The following is a 16,644-nucleotide window of genomic DNA, read 5'->3' on the forward strand; positions in this document are numbered from 1 at the left end:
AGTACCCACAAGCCGTCTTGTCGTTGTGTGTAAACCGCATGTGTGAAATTGTCAGGCGACTTTGTCATCATCCTTGCGGCTTTCCCGTTCGTAGACGTCCATAGCGTCGCGTTCCACGTCGCGGAGCTTTTCCAGATAGATTTCCGTGCTCCGCCGGTCGGCATGGCCAAGGATGTGCTGGATGCCCGGGAGCAGGGCCCCGTTGTTGTCCATCACGGATGCGCCCGATGCCCGGAAGCGGTGGAAGGAGTAGTAATCCACCCCGGCGTCCCGGCAGAGTTTCTGGAGCATGGAATATCGGCCACGCTTGTAGGGACCTTCTTCCATCCTGCCGGTCTCGGCGTTGTAGCTCCGAGTCCAGAACACCCATTCCTTGCCGGGATCACGGTCGGCGTACAGGTTTGAGAGGACTTCGTACAGCTTGTCCGTCATCGGCACCCGGCGCAGCACCGGTTCCCGGTTCTTGTTCTTGCGCGTTTCCAGCTCGACGTACCGTTCCTCGAAGTTGACCCGATTCCAGGTGAGCCGGTGGACCTCGATGCTCCGCGCCAAGGTTTCCCGCAGCACCCACAGGTAGGGACGGTGCTTGGGCTGGGCCGCTTCGATCATCCGGTCCAATTCGTCGCTCTTGGGCGTCTTCTTCCTTTCCTTGGGCTTGTCGCTGGGGAACGTCTCCAGGCCCGCAAAGGGGTTGTCCTGAATGAACCGCTGACCCCGCTTCATGCCCCAGGAGAACGCCGCCCGGAGCACCTTGAGGTCGTTGTTCCCGGCGACCGGGGTCCGTTCCTTTACCACGGCCATCAGGAATTCGTCGGCCTTCAGGCGAGTAATGACGGAACACGGCACCTTGCCGAAGTAGTCCAGCAACCGCTGGGCCGCGAGCTTGGTCTTCTTGTAGTGCGACTCCGAGTACGCACGGTCCAGCAAATAATCCAGCCGCAGGTTCAGGAGATCAAGCAAGGCCATGTCGCCCGTCGCTTCCAGTTCCTGTTTCTTTTCGACTTCCTCCCTTCTTTTGACCTCGGCCGTTTTTGCGGCCTGTTTCCCCTTGAACCACGCCTTGGTGTAGCGTTTGCCCTTTACCATGAAATCGTACCGGTACCCTTTCCCGGCCTTGAAATAGACGGTCATAGATGTCTTCCTCGTTCGGAAAGAACCATGACCCACCACGTTTGATGCCGCCGACGTCTTCGGCATGGTCGTAGACCCAGTCCACGCTTTTGCCCAAGAACGCGGCAACGTCCTTGGCGCATAATACGCGGGTCTTCGGATTGGTGTCAAAAGTCATGTGCCTTCCGGATTGTCTTCGTTCCCCATGAGGCGGCCTCCGAACCGCCCGCCAACTCGGCCAACCCTCAAGTCTGATCACACCGGCACCTTTGACCTCAAGGAATCGGGATAGGGTATTTTCACTTTTTTCGATGAGCCGCTCATTAGGGGGCGAAAGTCCTCCCTGCCCATCGGCCACAAGCCGACGGGCGGGGAGGACGGTTGCCTGGAGATGAATCGCTCAGGCGATACATCTCCAGGCAACCTCGCGCCCAAAAAACCCCGCCGGAAATGGCGGGGCTTCTTCTAACGGGAACTGCCAAGATAGGCATTAGACACGTCCCGGCGGCCAGGGGAATGGCCTGCAGTGACTTCGATGTCGTCACGGGCTTCGGCGTCGAGTCGGGGCCATTCGTCCCCAGCCGTATCCCGCGCGGCCTTTTGGAAGGCTTCCACGGAATCGTGCTGGTTGGGCGGCTGAAAGCCCGTGTGCTCGACATACATGTGGTGAAACCGCTCATGACGATTGCTGTGCAGCGTCCACCCGCTTTCCTTCTTGGTGAAGCCGCAAAGCCTGGCCGCATAGGACAGCTTTTCCTGCCATTTGTCGCCCATCCCGCTCGGCATGAGATTATGAATCCCCGGCCTGTCGGATTGACTGACGTATGGCAGAGCTCGCTTAAGAGCGTCCTGCTGCCGATCGGACAGATTGTGCAACGTCCGGGGGCGACCACCCTTCGGGCCATACTGGATGTTAAGGGTGCGGCCTTCCTTGTCCCAATCGTTGATCAGATCGACTTTCGCCGATTCTTCGCGCCGGAGCCCCAGTTCGTACTGAAGCCGGATCTGAGCGGCACACCGGGGACCGTGCTCATATGAGGATTCAGCTTCCAGTTTGGCGATTGCCCCCAAGACGAATTCAGGGGCAACCGCCTTGCTGTTGGCGTTGGCAATGGTCCCGCGCTTCACGCCGAACACGTCGTTGGTCGGGCTGATGCGGGTGTTGCCGTATGTTTCGCACAGGTGACGGGCTGCCGAAAAGATTTCAGCGATACGCCCGTCACCCACGCCGTGGTCTTTCATTTGCCGCGCAACCGCCGCAAAATGCTTGTTGGAAATGTTGGTCCATTTGCGGACCCCAAATCCGGCTTCGCGCAAACGACCTGCGAAGGCTTTGGCGTTCTGCCGGATTCTGTGTTGTTTCGAGCGCGGGCCGGACAAGGTTGCCCTGTTCGCGCCTAGTACCAGACTGATGGATTTTGTCATGGGATTCTCCTTCCTGAAGTTCGGGGCAGCGCCCCGGGACAAAGCGACCCCACGGGTCCGCCTATGGCGCGAACGCGCCACACAACAACCGACACAGGACAAATCAATGTCTGTTTCCCACAGAAGGAAAAATCCTGAGAATCCATTCAATAAGGGGTGCCACCACGCAGGCTCGTTCGTCCTGCGCATAAAGCGGTGGCCGTGGGGGAATTTCGACAACGGCAGATTTCTAGATACCTGTCGTTTGTCCGGCGGGGGTGCTGTGTTCCAGCCTGGTGTTTGGATGTGAAAGCGTGCCGTTTGGAAATGAACGGCAGCGAAGTGTTAGGTGTTACGGCACGTTGGTGCCGATTTAAGCGTTCATCAGTTTAGACTGTCGTCAAAACTTATGAACGCGCCTGATCGCGTTTTACCTCCTTCTGATAACTAATTTATCCGGTGGATATGCCCTACCATATGACGCCACGAAACCTTCGCGCAAGCTCCGGCGGCACGAATTCTTCACCTCCCGCCGATTTCCCCGCGAGCGTGACGCAAGCAGCCGCCACGGCAAGGCCAAGCCCTTCGGGCGGCCGCTTCGCGGTCCGGCCCTGCCCCGACGGCTTTACTTGCGTCGTGATTACCGCAGGCGACGGCGAAAGAGATGGCGGATTCGACTCCGGCTCAAGGGATATCCATTCCCTGAACAGGCCGCCAGTCGCGCCCATTCGAATCCGGGCACCTTTCCGTGGCGGAACGCGCTGCTTGTATTACGAATTTAAATTTAGTAGCAAAACGTAACACAAGATGTTGACTCGTGTTACATCTGCATATATCGTGACGCCTCCACAACTTCGGTTGTGAACGCATCCTGCGGGAAGGGGGTTCTGACCTTAGGGCGAGCGTGTCTCGACGTGTCGCCTTCCCCGTGCATGCGTCGCCGCTCCCCCCCTTCCTCGGGACACCGAGGAGGCACAATGACACATTCTCCGGCTGTTCAAAGAGCCGTTTTCGATGCCGAGGCAATGGCGCGGACGCAGACGGAAGTTTCCTGTCCGGCCAACGCCTTCGTCGCCCGCGTCCGACTGGCGGACGGCGTTGTGGATGAGGCTTGGAGCACGGGCCGCATGGTCCGGAACATGGACGTGCTGCTCAAGGGCGAACTGGACGCCAAGGGACGCCCCGGCTTCGTCCACCAGGCCCACTGCCTGTGCAACGATGGCCATGCCCTGGCCGCCATCCGGGCCGTGGAGGATCTGGCGGGCGTAACCGTGCCGCACGGTGCGGGCCTGGTGCGCAGGCTGGTCCAGTCCCTGCGATGTATGCAGGAGCATCTGCTCCATTTTTATCAATTTCATCTGCCCGACTGGGCGAGCCTGGACAGGGCCTTGCGCGCCGACCCGGCCCGAACCGCGGCCTTGGCCGCCCTGCCCGGCGAGGACGCGACCTATTTCCGTGCGCTCAAGGAGCGGCTGCGCGGGCTGGCCGAAGCGCGGGGGGACGGGGAATCCGACGCGCGGCATGACGATGCGTATCGGGGAACCGACGAACTGCATCTGCTGCTCTACGGACACGCCCTGGACGCCGTGCGGGTCGGCAGATCGCTCCAGGCGGCCCTGGCGCTGCTGGACTGCGGCCCCAAGGGGTTCAAGGCCTACCGCATCGGCGGGTTGCCCGAGGACCTGGATTTGGGCGCGGAAAGCCTGGACCGGTTGCGCGCCATCCTTGACGAATGCCGTGGATTCCTCCGCACCGTCTTTCCCGCCGACCTGACTCGGCTGGCCCGCGTCTACGGTTCTTGGAGCGGCCTGGGCGCGGGCGAGACCCTGCTGACCTGGGACGACGTGACCGGCGCGGTCCTTGTCGATCCCATGGACGGCGAGGCCGCCTGGGCGCACGCCCAACCGGACGCCGCCGCCATCCGCGAGGAGCGCGAGCCGGACTGGCAGGGCGCGGACCGGCATCGCTACCGGCTGTTCGCGGATCGAGGCGAGCCGTTGTTCCGTTGGGGCGGGGGCGTCTACTTCTGGCTGCCCGCGCCGAGGCACGGGGAGACCGCCTGCGAAGTGGGCCCGCTGGCCCGGGTCATGGGCGGCATGCTCGTCGGCGACCGCGACCTGGACCGGACGCTCTCGGACCTGCTCGGCGGCTGCGGCCTGACCATGGCGGCCATGAACTCCACCCTGGGCCGGATCCTGGCGCGGGGCGCGGAGTCCGCCGCCCTGATGCGCTCCCTGCCGGGGGTGCTGGACGAGCTGGAACGGACCCTGCTCGGGGGGGCTCCCCGCTCCGTGGATTTCGCCCTGCCCCGATCCGGCGTCGGCGTGGGCCGGGTGGAGGTGCCGCGCGGCGCCCTGACGCACACCGTCCGCTGGGGCAATGGCCGGATACTCAATCACGACTACCTGATCCCGTCCCTGTGGAACTTCTCCCCGCGCGACACCATGGGCGAGCGCGGCCCGCTTGAGCGCGCCCTCCTGGGCACGCCGGTGGCCGACCCGGACCGCCCCGTGGAAATCCTGCGCACCCTGCACCAGTTGGACCCCTGCAACGCCTGCCACGTGGTCGTCGAGGACCGCGATACCGGCCGGATCAGTCTGACCACGGCCTGATACCCCATGCACAAAGGAAACGGAAAATGAATCGAGAGACGATACTGGACGCCCTTCGGGACGATCTCTGCCAGGAGGCCCTGTTCCGACAGGCCGACCAGGTGCGCCGGGAACAGGTGGGCAGCGAGGTGCAGTTGCGCGGCGTGGTCCATTTTTCCAATTATTGCCGCTGCAACGACCTCTATTGCGGTCTGTTCCGGGACAACGGCCAGTGCAAGCGGTTCCGCATGACCGAGGACGAGATCGTGGACACGGCCCTGGCCGTGGCCGAGGCGGGCCTGCACACCGTAGTCCTGCAATCGGGCGAGGACCCGTTCTTCACCAGGCCCATGCTCTGCTCCGTCATTGAGCGCATTCTGGACAAGGCGGACGTGGCCGTGACCCTGAGCCTCGGGCTACGTTCCCGCGAGGACCTGATCGCCTTCCGGGACGCCGGGGCCGAGCGCTATCTCATGAAGCACGAGACCATGAACCCGGCCCTCTATGCGCGCATGCGCCCCGGGCTGAAGCTCGACGACCGGCTGCGGCTCATCGACCTGCTGCGCGAACTAGGCTTCCAGGTGGGCGTGGGCAACATCGTGGGCCTGCCGGGCCAGACCCTGGAGGACCTGAGCGAGGACATCCTCTTCTTCCAGGCCTTCCAGCCGGACATGATCAACATCGGCCCGTTCATCCCCCACGCCCAGACCCCGCTCAAGGACGATCCCGCGGGCGACATCGAACTGATGCTGCGCGTCTTCGCCCTGACCCGGATCGTCACCGGCAACACGCACATGGCCGCGGCCAACACCGTGGCCACCCTGGACCCGGACAACGGGCAGTACCGGGCCCTGACCCAGGGCGGAGCCAACGTCATCATGCCCAACTGCAACCCCTTCCTGAAGAGCCGGGAGGACAAGGTCGAGTACGAGTTTCAGATCACCACACGCAAGCGCTACGTCTCGGTGGACGAGGCCCGGAGCGTGGTCGGCCGGGCCGGGCGAACCATCGGCGGGAGCAAGGGACATTCATTCAAACTGCAAGGAGGAACAAATTGATCAAGGTAGCGATCTACGGCAAGGGCGGCATCGGCAAGTCCACGGTGACTTCCGGGATTTCCGCAGCCCTGGGCCTTGAAGGATACAATGTCATGCAGGTGGGCTGCGACCCCAAGACGGACTCCACCATCAACCTGCTCGGCGGCACCCCTCCGCCTCCCATCCTGCAATACCTTCAGGAACAGGGCAGGCCCGAGACCCTGGAAGCCATCGTGCGACGCGGCTTCGGCGGCGTGGCCTGCATGGAGGTGGGCGGTCCCACGCCGGGCGTGGGCTGTTTCGGCCGGGGCATGCTCACGGCCTTCGAACTGCTCGACGAGATGGGGGCCTACGAGCGCTTCCAGCCGGACGTGGTCCTGTACGACATCCTGGCCGACATCGTCTGCGGCGGCATTGCCGTGCCCATGCGCGAGGGGTTCGCGGACAAGGTCTGCATCGTCACCTCGGGCGAGAAGATGGCCCTGCTGGCCGCCCAGAACATCATTTTGGCCCTGCGCAACTTCGCAGACCGCAACTACGCCGAGCTGGGCGGCCTGATCCTCAACTGCCGCGACATGGCCGACGAGGTCGAGCGGGTGGAGGAGTTCGCCCGCAAGATGGACACCGAGGTCATCGGCGTGATTCCGCGCGACACGGTCATCCACAAGTTCGAGGAAGAGGGCAGGACCATCGTGGAGGGCGACCGGACCCTGCCGACCTCCGCACGGTTCTTCGACCTGGCCCGAACCATCGTCAATTTCGCCGAAAAACGGAATGCAGCCTAACCGGGAGGAAAACATGGATCTGGATCACGCCCGCGTCCGCATCGAGGACCTGCGGGAAAAAGCGGATTTCCCCTTCGCCCCCCTGGAAGGCGTGGGGCCCAACCTGGCTGGCTGGGGGGTCATCGAGACCTGCCTGCTCCTGCCCGAGTCCGTGGCCATCATGGCCGGGCCTTCGGCCTGCCTGCGCCACTCGGCCTTCATGGCCCACGCGCGCGGCTTCACCGAGCGGTTCCACATGCTCTGCATCGAGGAACTGGACATGACCATGGGCAACCACCTGCCCCTGGTGGAGCAAGGCATGGCCGACATCCTGGCCCGGCGCGACGAAAAGGTCGCCTTCCTCATCGTGGGCTGTCCGGACTACATCCTGGGCACGGACTTCACCGGGGTCATCAACCGGCTGGAGGCGTCCACCGGCAGGCGGATCATCCTCGGGGCCATGGCCCCCATCACCATCGGCCTCAAGGAGTCGCCCTTCACCTCGGCCTACACCTCGTTCTTCGAGTTCCTCAAGCACGAGAAGCGCGAACCCAAGGACGACCGGATCAACCTGCTGGGCACCTTCATGCCCCTGTCCGCTTCCGGCGAATTCTACCGGGTCCTGGCCGACGCCGAGCTGGACGACGTGCTCCAGATCCCCCTCTGCCCGGACCTTGAGACCTTCGCGGGCATGGCCCACGCCCGGGCCTCGGTGGTCATGCATCCCCTGGCCAATGGATTGAGCGGCAAGCTGCAGGGCGAGATGGACATTCCGACCTGCTTTGCGCCCACCGCCTACGGCTTTTCGACCATCCGGGAGCAGTACGGGCTCATCGGCGAGGCCGTGGGCCGCACCCTTGCCGTCGACAAGATCGAGGCAGACGCCCGCGAGGCGGCCCGGCCCATGCTCGACGCCCTGCGCGGAAAGAACGTGGCCGTGGGGTGCAGCATCAACGGCAGCCCCTTCGAGCTGGCCCTGTTCCTGGTGGACCAGGGCGTGAACGTGGAGACCCTGTTCGCGCGCGGGACCATCAAACCCTATGAGTGGAAGCTCATCGAACAACTGCGCGCGGCCAAGCCGGACATCCAGGTGTACAACGTCTCCCATCCGGCCCTGTACGGCCGGACCGAGCCCTTCGACCACGTGGAGGTGGCCTACGGGGTGGACGCGGGCATGTTTTGCGCCCACGCGGCCAACGTGCCCCTGTCCCGTTACCAGGAACAAAAGTACGGCTTCGAAGCCACCCTGTGGATGCTGGACCAGACCCGAGAGGCCATGGAGCACCCTGTGGCCAACTACGACTGGATCTACGCCCACGACTTTCTCATCTAAGGAATTGTCATGAAAGAATATCATCACCTTCTCCCCCTGGCCACGGGCTACTTCGGTGTCAGCTCGGCCCTGTACGATTTCGAGGGGCTCGTTGTGGTCTACGGCCCGGCGGGCGGGGCCTGGCACATCAACATCGAGGACGAGCCGCGCTGGTACCGGGGCCCGGCCACGGTGGTCGGCGCGGGCCTGCTGGAAATGGACGTCATCCTGGGCAACGACGACAAGTTCATCGACAACATCGTCAAGACCGCCGAGGGGTTGAACCGCCGCTTCGTGGCCCTGGCCGGCACGCCCATCTCCGAAATCATCGGCACGGACCTCAAGGGGTTCGCCCGAACCATCGAATCGCGCACCGGCCTGCCGGTCTTCATGGTCCCCACGGCCGGGTCCGAGCCCTATCCCGAGGGGGCGTCCAAGGCCTTCCTAGCCCTGGCCGACAAGTTCATGGACCCGGACGCACCCGGCATCGGCAACGGCGTCAACGTGCTCGGGGCCATCCACCTGTCCACCGGCAAGGAAGCGCACCTCGGCCCGCTATTCGACATCCTCCGCGAGGAGGGCTTCTGGCTGATGAGTACCTTCGCCGGGCCCGTGCTCGGATTGAGCGATCCCCTGGAAGGCGTGCGCAACGCGGCGGGCGCGGGGGTCAACGCCGTCATCTCCACCAGCGGCCTGGCCCTGGCCAAGCGCATGTATACGGACCACGGCATCCCGTTCGTGGTCGGCATGCCAGTCGGGCTGGCGGGCTGCAACGCCTTCCTGGCCATGCTGCGCGGCGAGGAGCCGCCCGCGCCGGACAGGCCGGACCAGGCCGCCCCGCAACGACACGCCCTGGTCATCGGCGAGCCGGTCATGAGCTACGGCCTGAAGCACTGCCTGGTCCACGACTTCGGCATCCCGCGCGTGGACGTGGTCTGCGTGGCCCCGAGCCAGGCGCTCTTTTGCGAGTCGTCGGGCCGAGGCGGCCTGCTGGCCGAACGCGGGCCCCACGACCGGGACACGGACGGCGAGGCCGAGATCGCCGCCCTGATGAACGACCCCTCAGTGGATCTGATCGTGGCCGACCCCTGCTACCGAGCCTTGACCAATGGTCCGGCCGTGTTTGTGGACCTGCCGCACGTGGCCATGAGCGCCCGCATCCACTGGGACCTGGACTACGAATACATCGGCGAGCCGGGGTACGACTACCTTGCCTCACATCTACTGGACGACTGAACCCAAGGAGGAAACCATGTGTCTCGCCGTTCCCGCCGAAGTGCTCTCCATTGACGCCGACGTGGCCGTCTGCCGCGTGGACCGGGGGCAGACCACGGTCAAGGCGTCCCTGATGCTTCTGCCCGCCGCGCCCGAGGTGGGCGAATTCCTGATCATCCACGCCGGGTTCGCCTTGCGCGTCCTGGACCGGGAGGAGGCCGAGGAAAGCCTGCGCGCGCTCAATGAAGCCGTGGGCTGTCCCCTGGGTACGGGTACCGAGGAATAAACTATGAGCTTTGAATTACTGGAAAAGTTCCGTGATCCGGCCCTGTGCCGGAAAATCCTCGACAAGATGGAATCCGAACTGGACCGGGAGCTGCGCTTCATGGAGGTCTGCGGCACCCATACCGTGGCCATCTTCCAGAGCGGGCTGCGCTCCCTCCTGCCGGAAAAGATCGTCCATCTCTCCGGGCCTGGCTGTCCGGTCTGCGTGACCCACGAGTCCGAGGTCAACGCCTTTCTGGACCTGGCGGGGCACGAAAACGTCATCCTGGCCACCTTCGGCGATCTCATGCGCGTTCCCGGCGACAAGGGCCGCAACCTGAAGAAGGCCGTGGCCGACGGGGCGCGGGTCAAGGTGGTCTATTCGCCCTTCGACACCCTTAAGCTGGCCAAGGAGAACCCCGGCGACCTGGTGGTCTTCATCGGCGTGGGCTTCGAGACCACGGCCCCGACCATTGCCGCGACCATGAAGATGGCCCGCGAGCAGGGCATCGACAACCTGCGCATCCTCTGTTTCCACAAGACCGTGCCCACCGCGCTCGACGCGCTGCTGTCGGACGAGGCCATCAACATCGACGGCTTTATCCTGCCCGGCCACGTGTCGGCCATCATCGGCGTGGAGCCGTACGAATTCATCGCCGAGAACTACGCCAAGTCCGCCGTGGTCACCGGGTTCGAGCCCCTGGACATCCTCCAGTCCCTGAACCAGATGATCGAGTGGCGAAACAAGGGCGAGGCCCACGTGGCCAACAACTACACGCGCATCGTCGGCGAGCATGGCAACCCCAAGGCGCTCGAGATCATGTACGAGGTCTTCGAGCCCTGCGACGCCCTGTGGCGCGGCCTGGGCCTGATCCCCGGCTCCGGGCTGGAAATTCGGCCCGAGTGGGAGTCCTTCGACGCCAAGAAGCAGTTCGGCATCGAGATCAAGGAGAGCCCGGCCCTGCCCGGCTGCAAGTGCGGCGACATCCTCAAGGGTGTCAAGCAGCCGGACCAGTGCCCGCTGTTCGGCAAGGCCTGCACCCCGGCCAACCCGGTCGGCCCGTGCATGGTCTCCACCGAAGGCTCCTGTGCCGCCTACTACAAATACAAATTGGATTAGCAGGCTGTTGAAAAATGCGCGATTGCTGCGTTGCTGCGAAAAGTTCAAATCCTTGCGTCCGTTTTGTGCGCGGCGGCCTTGAACTTTTCCTGCGCCTTGCACTCGTCCCTTTTTGAACAGCCTGAAAGGGTGATATCATGTCTGATAAAGTGTTACTCGACTACGGCAGCGGCGGCCGCGCTTCCCAGCGCCTCATTTCCGACCTCTTTCTCAAATACCTCGGCAACGACGAACTCGACCGCCTCAACGACGCGGCGGTCCTGAACCTGTCCGGCAGGATCGCCATGTCCACCGACTCGTTCACCGTGGACCCGATCTTCTTTCCCGGCGGCGACATCGGCTCCCTGGCCGTGCACGGTACGGTCAACGACGTGGCCATGATGGGCGCGGTGCCGCGCTACATCACCTGCGGCTACATCATCGAGGAAGGGCTGCCCATGGCCGACCTGGAGCGCATCGTCCAGTCCATGGGCGAGGCCGCGCGGCACGCCGGGGTCAAGGTCGTCACCGGCGACACCAAGGTCGTGCCCAAGGGCGCCTGCGACAAGATTTTCATCAACACCACCGGCATCGGCGAGATCATCGCCGACCCGACGCCGAGCGGCGACGCGGCCAGGGTTGGCGACGCGGTCCTGGTCTCCGGGACCATGGGCGACCACGGCCTGACCGTGCTCGGCACCCGCGAGGGGCTGGACTTCGAGGCCAAGGTCCAGTCCGACTCGGCCGCCCTGAACCACCTTCTGGTCAAGCTCGTCCGCGAACTGCCCGAGGTCCACGTCCTGCGCGACCCCACGCGCGGCGGCCTGGCCACCACCCTGAACGAGATCACCAAGAGCTCGAACGTCTGCTGTGAACTGACCGAGACCAGCATCCCGGTCCGGCCCGAGGTCAAGGGCGGCTGCTCCATCCTCGGCCTCGACCCGCTCTACCTGGCCAACGAGGGCAAGTTCATCTGCATCCTGCCCGGCGAATACGCGGACAAGGCCCTCGAAATCATGCGCGCCGACCCGCTGGGCCAAGACGCCTGCCGCATCGGCACCATGACCGACGCCAACCCCGGCAAGGTCGTCCTCGTCACCCAGCTCGGCGGCAAACGCCTGCTGGGCATGCTTGAAGGCGAACAACTCCCGCGCATCTGCTAGCGCCACGGATACCAATAAAAAGTTTGGAAGGGGGAGTCCGGAGGCATTCAAACGAAAGGGGGGCCCTGCTTGCGCAGGCCCCCCTTTCGTTTGAATTGCCCCGGTGATGTCGTCTACCGGATGGCGGCGTAGGGATCGGCCCCGCCGTTCCCGATGGCCGTGGCCAGTGAGGCGGGTCCGTGGAATTCCCGCAGGACCTTGATGTAGGCCAGCTTTTCATTCAGGGGCATCTGCGCCAGTTTCCAGGACATCTTGACGCGGGAGATGAAGAAGAGCGGATTGGACTTGCCGCCCTTGGGGCTGCGGTCCGCAGCAGTGACGCCGGTGGCCTTTATTGCATCGCATGTTTCATACCATATTCATCCATAATATTTTATAATTCGTATCTGCTTGAAGTATACGATTTATAAATTGTAACAAGAGTGATTTGGCGGCGGGCCCTATCGAAAGAAGGGAGCGATGATCCGGTCCAGCACCCCCTGGACCTTGGAGATGGCCACCCCATAGTTGGTGATGGACACATCGCGGCGGGCGCATTCGGCCATGCGGCGGAGCATTTCGGTGCGGTTCAGCATGCACGCGCCGCAGTGGACCACAAGGCTGAATTTTTCCAGGTCTTCGGGAAAATCGTGGCCGGAATAGACCTCGAAGTGCAGGTCGCGGCCGGTGTACTGGGACATCCAGCGGGGAATCTTGACCCGGCCGATGTCGTCGGCCACGTCGTGGTGCGAACACGCCTCGCCGATGAGCACGCGGTCGCCGTCCTTGAGCCGGTCGATGGCCGCAGCGCCCTGCACCAGCCGGTTCAGGTCGCCCTTGTAGCGGGCGAACAGGGTGGAGAAGGTGGTCAGGGGGATGTCGTCCGGCACGTCCCCGGCCACGCTCATGATCACCTGGGAGTCGCTGACGACCAGGGCGGGTTTGCGGTTGAAACCATCCAGGGCCGCCTGGATCTCCCGCTCCTTGACGATGGTGCCCATGGCGTCGCAGTCCAGGATTTCGCGCAGTACCTGGACCTGGGGCAGGATCAGCCGCCCCTTGGGTGCGGCCAGATCGATGGGCACCACGCAGAGCACGCAGTCGCCCTCGTCGATAAGGTCGCCCACGATAAGCCGTTCCTGGCGGTACTCGGGCGGGGCCGCGTCGATGATCGCCTGCTTGAGGCGGTCCACGTTGCGACCGTCCGTGGCCGAAACCTCGAGCACGGGCGCGGCCGGATCCGCCGGGATCGGGTTTGCGCCGGGTTCGCGCAGGTCCGCCTTGTTCCAGGCCACGATGTAGGGGATGTCCAGTTCGCGGATGGTCTCGATGAGGGCCTGCTCGTAGCCGGTGAGCCCGTCCTCGCCGAGCACGACCACGGCCACGTCGCTGCGGTAGAGGATCTTGCGCGTGGCCTTGACGCGCAGCTCGCCCAGTTCGCCCTGGTCGTCCAGTCCGGCGGTGTCGTAGAAGGTCACCGGGCCCAGGGGCAGGAGCTCGTAGGACTTGGCCACCGGGTCCGTGGTGGTGCCCGGCATGTCCGAGACGATGGCGATGTCTTGTCCGGTGAGGGCGTTGATCAGGGACGACTTGCCCGCATTGCGCCGCCCCACCAGGGCGATGACCAGCCGGACGCCGCGCGGAGCCTTACCCGACATGGCGGCTCTCCCGGGCGAGTCCCTCGGCCTGTGGCGGGATAGGCATGGCGGGCTGGATCGCGTCGCAGCCCCGTTCCAGGGCGAGCCGACCGCTGCCCGGACGCAGTTCGTCCAGGGACTCCATGGCCGGGATGCAGGCCTCGGGGAGCATGATGCGCAGCAGGGCGGCCATGCGCATGGCCGTATCCACGGACCCGGGGGTCATGCCGTCCATGGGCGTGCCGGATCGGGGCACGAAAGGCTCGATCTCGACCATGGCCGGCCGCAGCTCGGCCAGAAAAAGGAGATCGCGCAGGCTGTCCATGGGGGTGGTGCCGGGCAGTCCGGCCACCACGCCGGTCCCGATCTCGTAGCCGAGTTCACGCAGCCCTTCCAGCAGGCGCAGCTTGGCGGTGAAATCCGTCCCCTGGTCGAGCCGCTTGAAGGCGAACGGCTCCGAGGTCTCCAGGTTGACCTGGCAGCGGTCGGCCCCGCATTCCTTCCAGTGGACATATTCGTCGAATCCGCGTTGACCGAGGGACAGCGTGACCGCCAGGCCGTGCCGGGATTTGAGCTCCCGGACGAGTTCGCCGACAAGCGGCGCGTCGTACCTACGGTCGATGCCGGACCGGAGAATGACCGCATCGGCTCCGTCCCTCGCGGCTTGGGCGGCCATGCCCAGCACCTGGGAGGGGGGCAACCGGTAACGCCGGAGCCGTCCGTTGGCGCTGCGCAAGTCGCAGTGGCGGCACGCCCTGTCGCAGACGTTGGAGATTCGGATCACGGCGTGGACGGGGCGCGCCGCGCCAAGGGACTGCCGACGCACGGCGTCGGCTTGCGCATACAGTCCCGAGTCGTCGGAACGGTTCAAATAATAGAGCAGATCGGTCGGGTTCATGGCGTGTTCAGTTCCTCGAATTCTTCCGGGGTGAATCCCAGCTTGCAGAGTTGACGGGGGGAAAGAAGCCGCTTCAGCGTTTCCGGGTCGGCCACGCCGACGCGGACCGCCTGCTCGGAGACGGTCCTGCCCGCCTTGCGCGCCTCGGCCACCAGTTCGCCGACCGGGTCGTAGCCCAGAAACGGCACCAAAACCGTGGCCAGCGCCGAGCTCTGCTCCACGTGTTCCCGGCAGCGCTCCTCGCACGCCCGGATGCCCGGTACGCAGTGCTCGGCCAAGCCGTTGCAGGCGGCGGTCAGCAGGGTCAGGGTTTCGAGCAGGGAATGGGTGATGAGCGGCAGCAGGTGGTTGAGCTCCAACTGGCCTAGGGCGGCGGCCATGGTCACGGCCTGGTCGTTGGCCATGACCCGGATGGCGGCCTGGGTGACGGCCTCTGGCATGACCGGGTTGATCTTGCCCGCCATGATCGAGGACCCGGCCTGGAGCGGCGGCAGGCGGATTTCCCCGAACCCTGCGTCCGGCCCGCTGGACAACAGCCGCAGGTCCGAGGCGATCTTCAACAGGGTGGCGGCGCAGGCCTTGAGCATGCCCGACACCTCGACGAAGACGTCCATGTTCTGGGTCGCGTCCACAAGGTTCTCCGCCCTGGATACGGGCAGGCCCGTGATGGCCGCCAGATGCCCGGCCGCGGAGAGGATGTAGTCGCGCGGCGCGCCCAGCCCCGTGCCGATGGCCGTGCCGCCGAGATTGACCCGTTTCAGCCGCTCCCGGCACTTGAAGATGCGCCAGCGGTCCCGAGCCACGGCGTCGGCAAAGGCTCCGAAGGTCATGCCTAGGGTCATGGGCACCGCGTCGGTCAGTTCGGTCCGGGCCACTTTGACCACGTTGCGGAAGGCCGCCTCGCGCTCCTGCATGGACTCCTGGAACCGGCCGACGGCTTGCTCCAGCTCGATGAGCAGGGTCAGCGCCGCCACCTTCAGGGCCGTGGGGTACACGTCGTTGGTGGACTGGTGCATGTTGACGTCGCGCAGGGGGGCGACCAGGGCGCGGTCGCCCCGGTCGCCGCCGAGCAGTTCGGCGGCCCGTCCGGCGATGACCTCGTTGAAATTCATGTTGGTGGAGGTGCCCGCCCCGCCCTGGAAGGCGTCGACGACGATCTGGTCGGCCAGCTCACCCGCCGCCATTTCGGCGCAGGCGTCCATGATCGCCCGTCCGCGCTCCTCGGGAAGATACCCGAGGAGCGCGTTGGTCTTGGCGCAAGCCTGTTTGACTTGGGCGAACGAACGGATGAATGCCGGGTGCAACCGATATCCGGAAAAGGGGAAATTGCGCACGGCCCGCAAGGTGTGGATGCCCCAGTAGGCCTCCGCGGGCAGGGCGAGTTCGCCTATTCCGTCCTGCTCGATTCGGTTTTCTTGAGGCTTCCGGTCCCGCATGGTTCGCCTTGGCTAAGGTTACAAGTGCCTGGCTTGCGTTCTCCCGGTCTTCCGCACCGGAACGCTCCGGGGTGTTTGCGGACGGGAGAAAAAAGGCCCGCGCCGACATCCGTGCGGCGCGGGAGTTCCGTTCATCAGACCAGCAACGATTTGACCTGCACGCCGTCGAGCATGCCGAGCTTGCCGGTCAGCGCCCCGACTTCGTCGGTGCTGGCCTCGATAATCAGGTCGATGATGCTCACGCCCCGCTCCCGGAACGGCAATCCCATCCGACCCACGATCATTTCCCCGTGGTCGCTCAAGATGTTGTTGACCGCGCCGGCGGTCCTGTTGCGGTCCTTGATGATGATGCCGATGATGCCCAGCCGTTTCTGCATCCCTTGCTCCTTCAAGTCGTAATACCTCAAGAGAAGAGCCCGGTTTAGCACTCCCGGGCTCTCTGCCGGAGAGGGGACGGAGCTTCCGGCCGCTTTGCCGACTGCGATGTCGGGCGGGGCCGGGCGGCTCCCCCCTTGGGTCAGGCAAGCCCTTCCCGCAGGCGGATGGTCTCCGGTTGGAGGTGTTCTGGCGATCAGTGTTACGGAATACAATATTACTAATCAAGAAAAAATTATATGAAACGCATAACTTTTTAAAAAAAGTATTACGAAAGGCCCACACAGAGGCTGCGAAAGGGAACGGAAGCAACAGGGTATGGGAGAGGGGGTGACGCGTTCGGCCCTTGGATCAGAAGCA

The 16,644-nt window shown here is 64.4% G+C and carries 14 protein-coding genes; 8 read left to right on the plus strand and 6 right to left on the minus strand.

The window, feature by feature from the left end:
• Positions 1 to 51: 51 nt before the first annotated feature.
• Together V8V93_RS01445 and V8V93_RS01450 are read right to left on the minus strand one after the other, a co-directional pair.
• On the minus strand, positions 52 to 1,131 hold the full coding sequence (locus V8V93_RS01445) for a tyrosine-type recombinase/integrase (protein WP_338668590.1): 1,080 nt from the start codon (positions 1,129 to 1,131) through the stop codon (positions 52 to 54).
• A gap of 444 nt (positions 1,132 to 1,575) precedes the next feature.
• Positions 1,576 to 2,535 (minus strand): integrase domain-containing protein, encoded by a 960-nt coding sequence (locus tag V8V93_RS01450; RefSeq protein WP_338668591.1) that lies wholly within the window; start codon positions 2,533 to 2,535, stop codon positions 1,576 to 1,578.
• A gap of 1,004 nt (positions 2,536 to 3,539) precedes the next feature.
• Between V8V93_RS01450 and V8V93_RS01455 the strand changes: the two genes are divergently transcribed.
• From V8V93_RS01455 to hypE, 8 genes are all read left to right on the plus strand, one after another.
• Positions 3,540 to 5,126 (plus strand): nickel-dependent hydrogenase large subunit, encoded by a 1,587-nt coding sequence (locus V8V93_RS01455; protein WP_338668592.1) that lies wholly within the window; start codon positions 3,540 to 3,542, stop codon positions 5,124 to 5,126.
• Between the two features lie 26 nt (positions 5,127 to 5,152).
• Positions 5,153 to 6,163 (plus strand): [FeFe] hydrogenase H-cluster radical SAM maturase HydE, encoded by a 1,011-nt coding sequence (gene hydE, locus V8V93_RS01460; RefSeq protein ID WP_338668593.1) that lies wholly within the window; start codon positions 5,153 to 5,155, stop codon positions 6,161 to 6,163.
• The gene (locus V8V93_RS01465; protein ID WP_338668594.1) at positions 6,160 to 6,927 is read left to right on the plus strand and encodes a nitrogen fixation protein NifH; all 768 of its coding nucleotides are present in this window, start codon (positions 6,160 to 6,162) and stop codon (positions 6,925 to 6,927) included. The genes hydE and V8V93_RS01465 overlap by 4 nt, the downstream gene beginning before the upstream one ends.
• 13 nt (positions 6,928 to 6,940) lie before the next feature.
• Positions 6,941 to 8,239 (plus strand): nitrogenase component 1, encoded by a 1,299-nt coding sequence (locus V8V93_RS01470; RefSeq protein ID WP_338668595.1) that lies wholly within the window; start codon positions 6,941 to 6,943, stop codon positions 8,237 to 8,239.
• Positions 8,240 to 8,248: 9 nt separating this feature from the next.
• Positions 8,249 to 9,454, plus strand: coding sequence for a nitrogenase component 1 (locus V8V93_RS01475; RefSeq protein WP_338668596.1), 1,206 nt, complete (start codon positions 8,249 to 8,251; stop codon positions 9,452 to 9,454).
• 16 nt (positions 9,455 to 9,470) lie between these two features.
• Complete coding sequence (locus V8V93_RS01480; protein WP_338668597.1) at positions 9,471 to 9,719, plus strand: HypC/HybG/HupF family hydrogenase formation chaperone; 249 nt, start codon at positions 9,471 to 9,473, stop codon at positions 9,717 to 9,719.
• A gap of 3 nt (positions 9,720 to 9,722) precedes the next feature.
• Positions 9,723 to 10,817 carry a hydrogenase formation protein HypD gene (gene hypD, locus V8V93_RS01485; protein WP_338668598.1) on the plus strand — a complete coding sequence of 365 codons (1,095 nt, stop codon included), beginning with the start codon at positions 9,723 to 9,725 and terminating at the stop codon, positions 10,815 to 10,817.
• Positions 10,818 to 10,954: 137 nt separating this feature from the next.
• On the plus strand, positions 10,955 to 11,959 hold the full coding sequence (gene hypE / locus V8V93_RS01490) for a hydrogenase expression/formation protein HypE (protein ID WP_338668599.1): 1,005 nt from the start codon (positions 10,955 to 10,957) through the stop codon (positions 11,957 to 11,959).
• A 440-nt stretch (positions 11,960 to 12,399) separates the two neighbouring features.
• On the opposite strand, the gene hydF is transcribed toward hypE, so the two are convergent.
• The 4 genes from hydF to V8V93_RS01510 all read right to left on the minus strand — a co-directional run bounded on the left by hydF (position 12,400) and on the right by V8V93_RS01510 (position 16,286).
• A complete protein-coding gene (hydF, locus tag V8V93_RS01495) occupies positions 12,400 to 13,596 on the minus strand; it encodes a [FeFe] hydrogenase H-cluster maturation GTPase HydF (protein WP_338668600.1) in 1,197 nt (398 codons plus the stop codon).
• The gene (locus tag V8V93_RS01500; RefSeq protein ID WP_338668601.1) at positions 13,586 to 14,473 is read right to left on the minus strand and encodes a radical SAM protein; all 888 of its coding nucleotides are present in this window, start codon (positions 14,471 to 14,473) and stop codon (positions 13,586 to 13,588) included. The genes hydF and V8V93_RS01500 overlap by 11 nt, the downstream gene beginning before the upstream one ends.
• Positions 14,470 to 15,909, minus strand: coding sequence for an aspartate ammonia-lyase (locus V8V93_RS01505; RefSeq protein ID WP_338668602.1), 1,440 nt, complete (start codon positions 15,907 to 15,909; stop codon positions 14,470 to 14,472). Before V8V93_RS01505 ends, V8V93_RS01500 begins: the two co-directional genes overlap by 4 nt.
• A gap of 134 nt (positions 15,910 to 16,043) precedes the next feature.
• Positions 16,044 to 16,286: a TM1266 family iron-only hydrogenase system putative regulator gene (locus V8V93_RS01510; protein ID WP_338668603.1), complete on the minus strand. Its 243-nt coding sequence runs from the start codon at positions 16,284 to 16,286 to the stop codon at positions 16,044 to 16,046.
• Positions 16,287 to 16,644: the final 358 nt, after the last annotated feature.

This window comes from Pseudodesulfovibrio sp. 5S69 (assembly GCF_037094465.1).
Lineage (GTDB): Bacteria > Desulfobacterota > Desulfovibrionia > Desulfovibrionales > Desulfovibrionaceae > Pseudodesulfovibrio > Pseudodesulfovibrio methanolicus.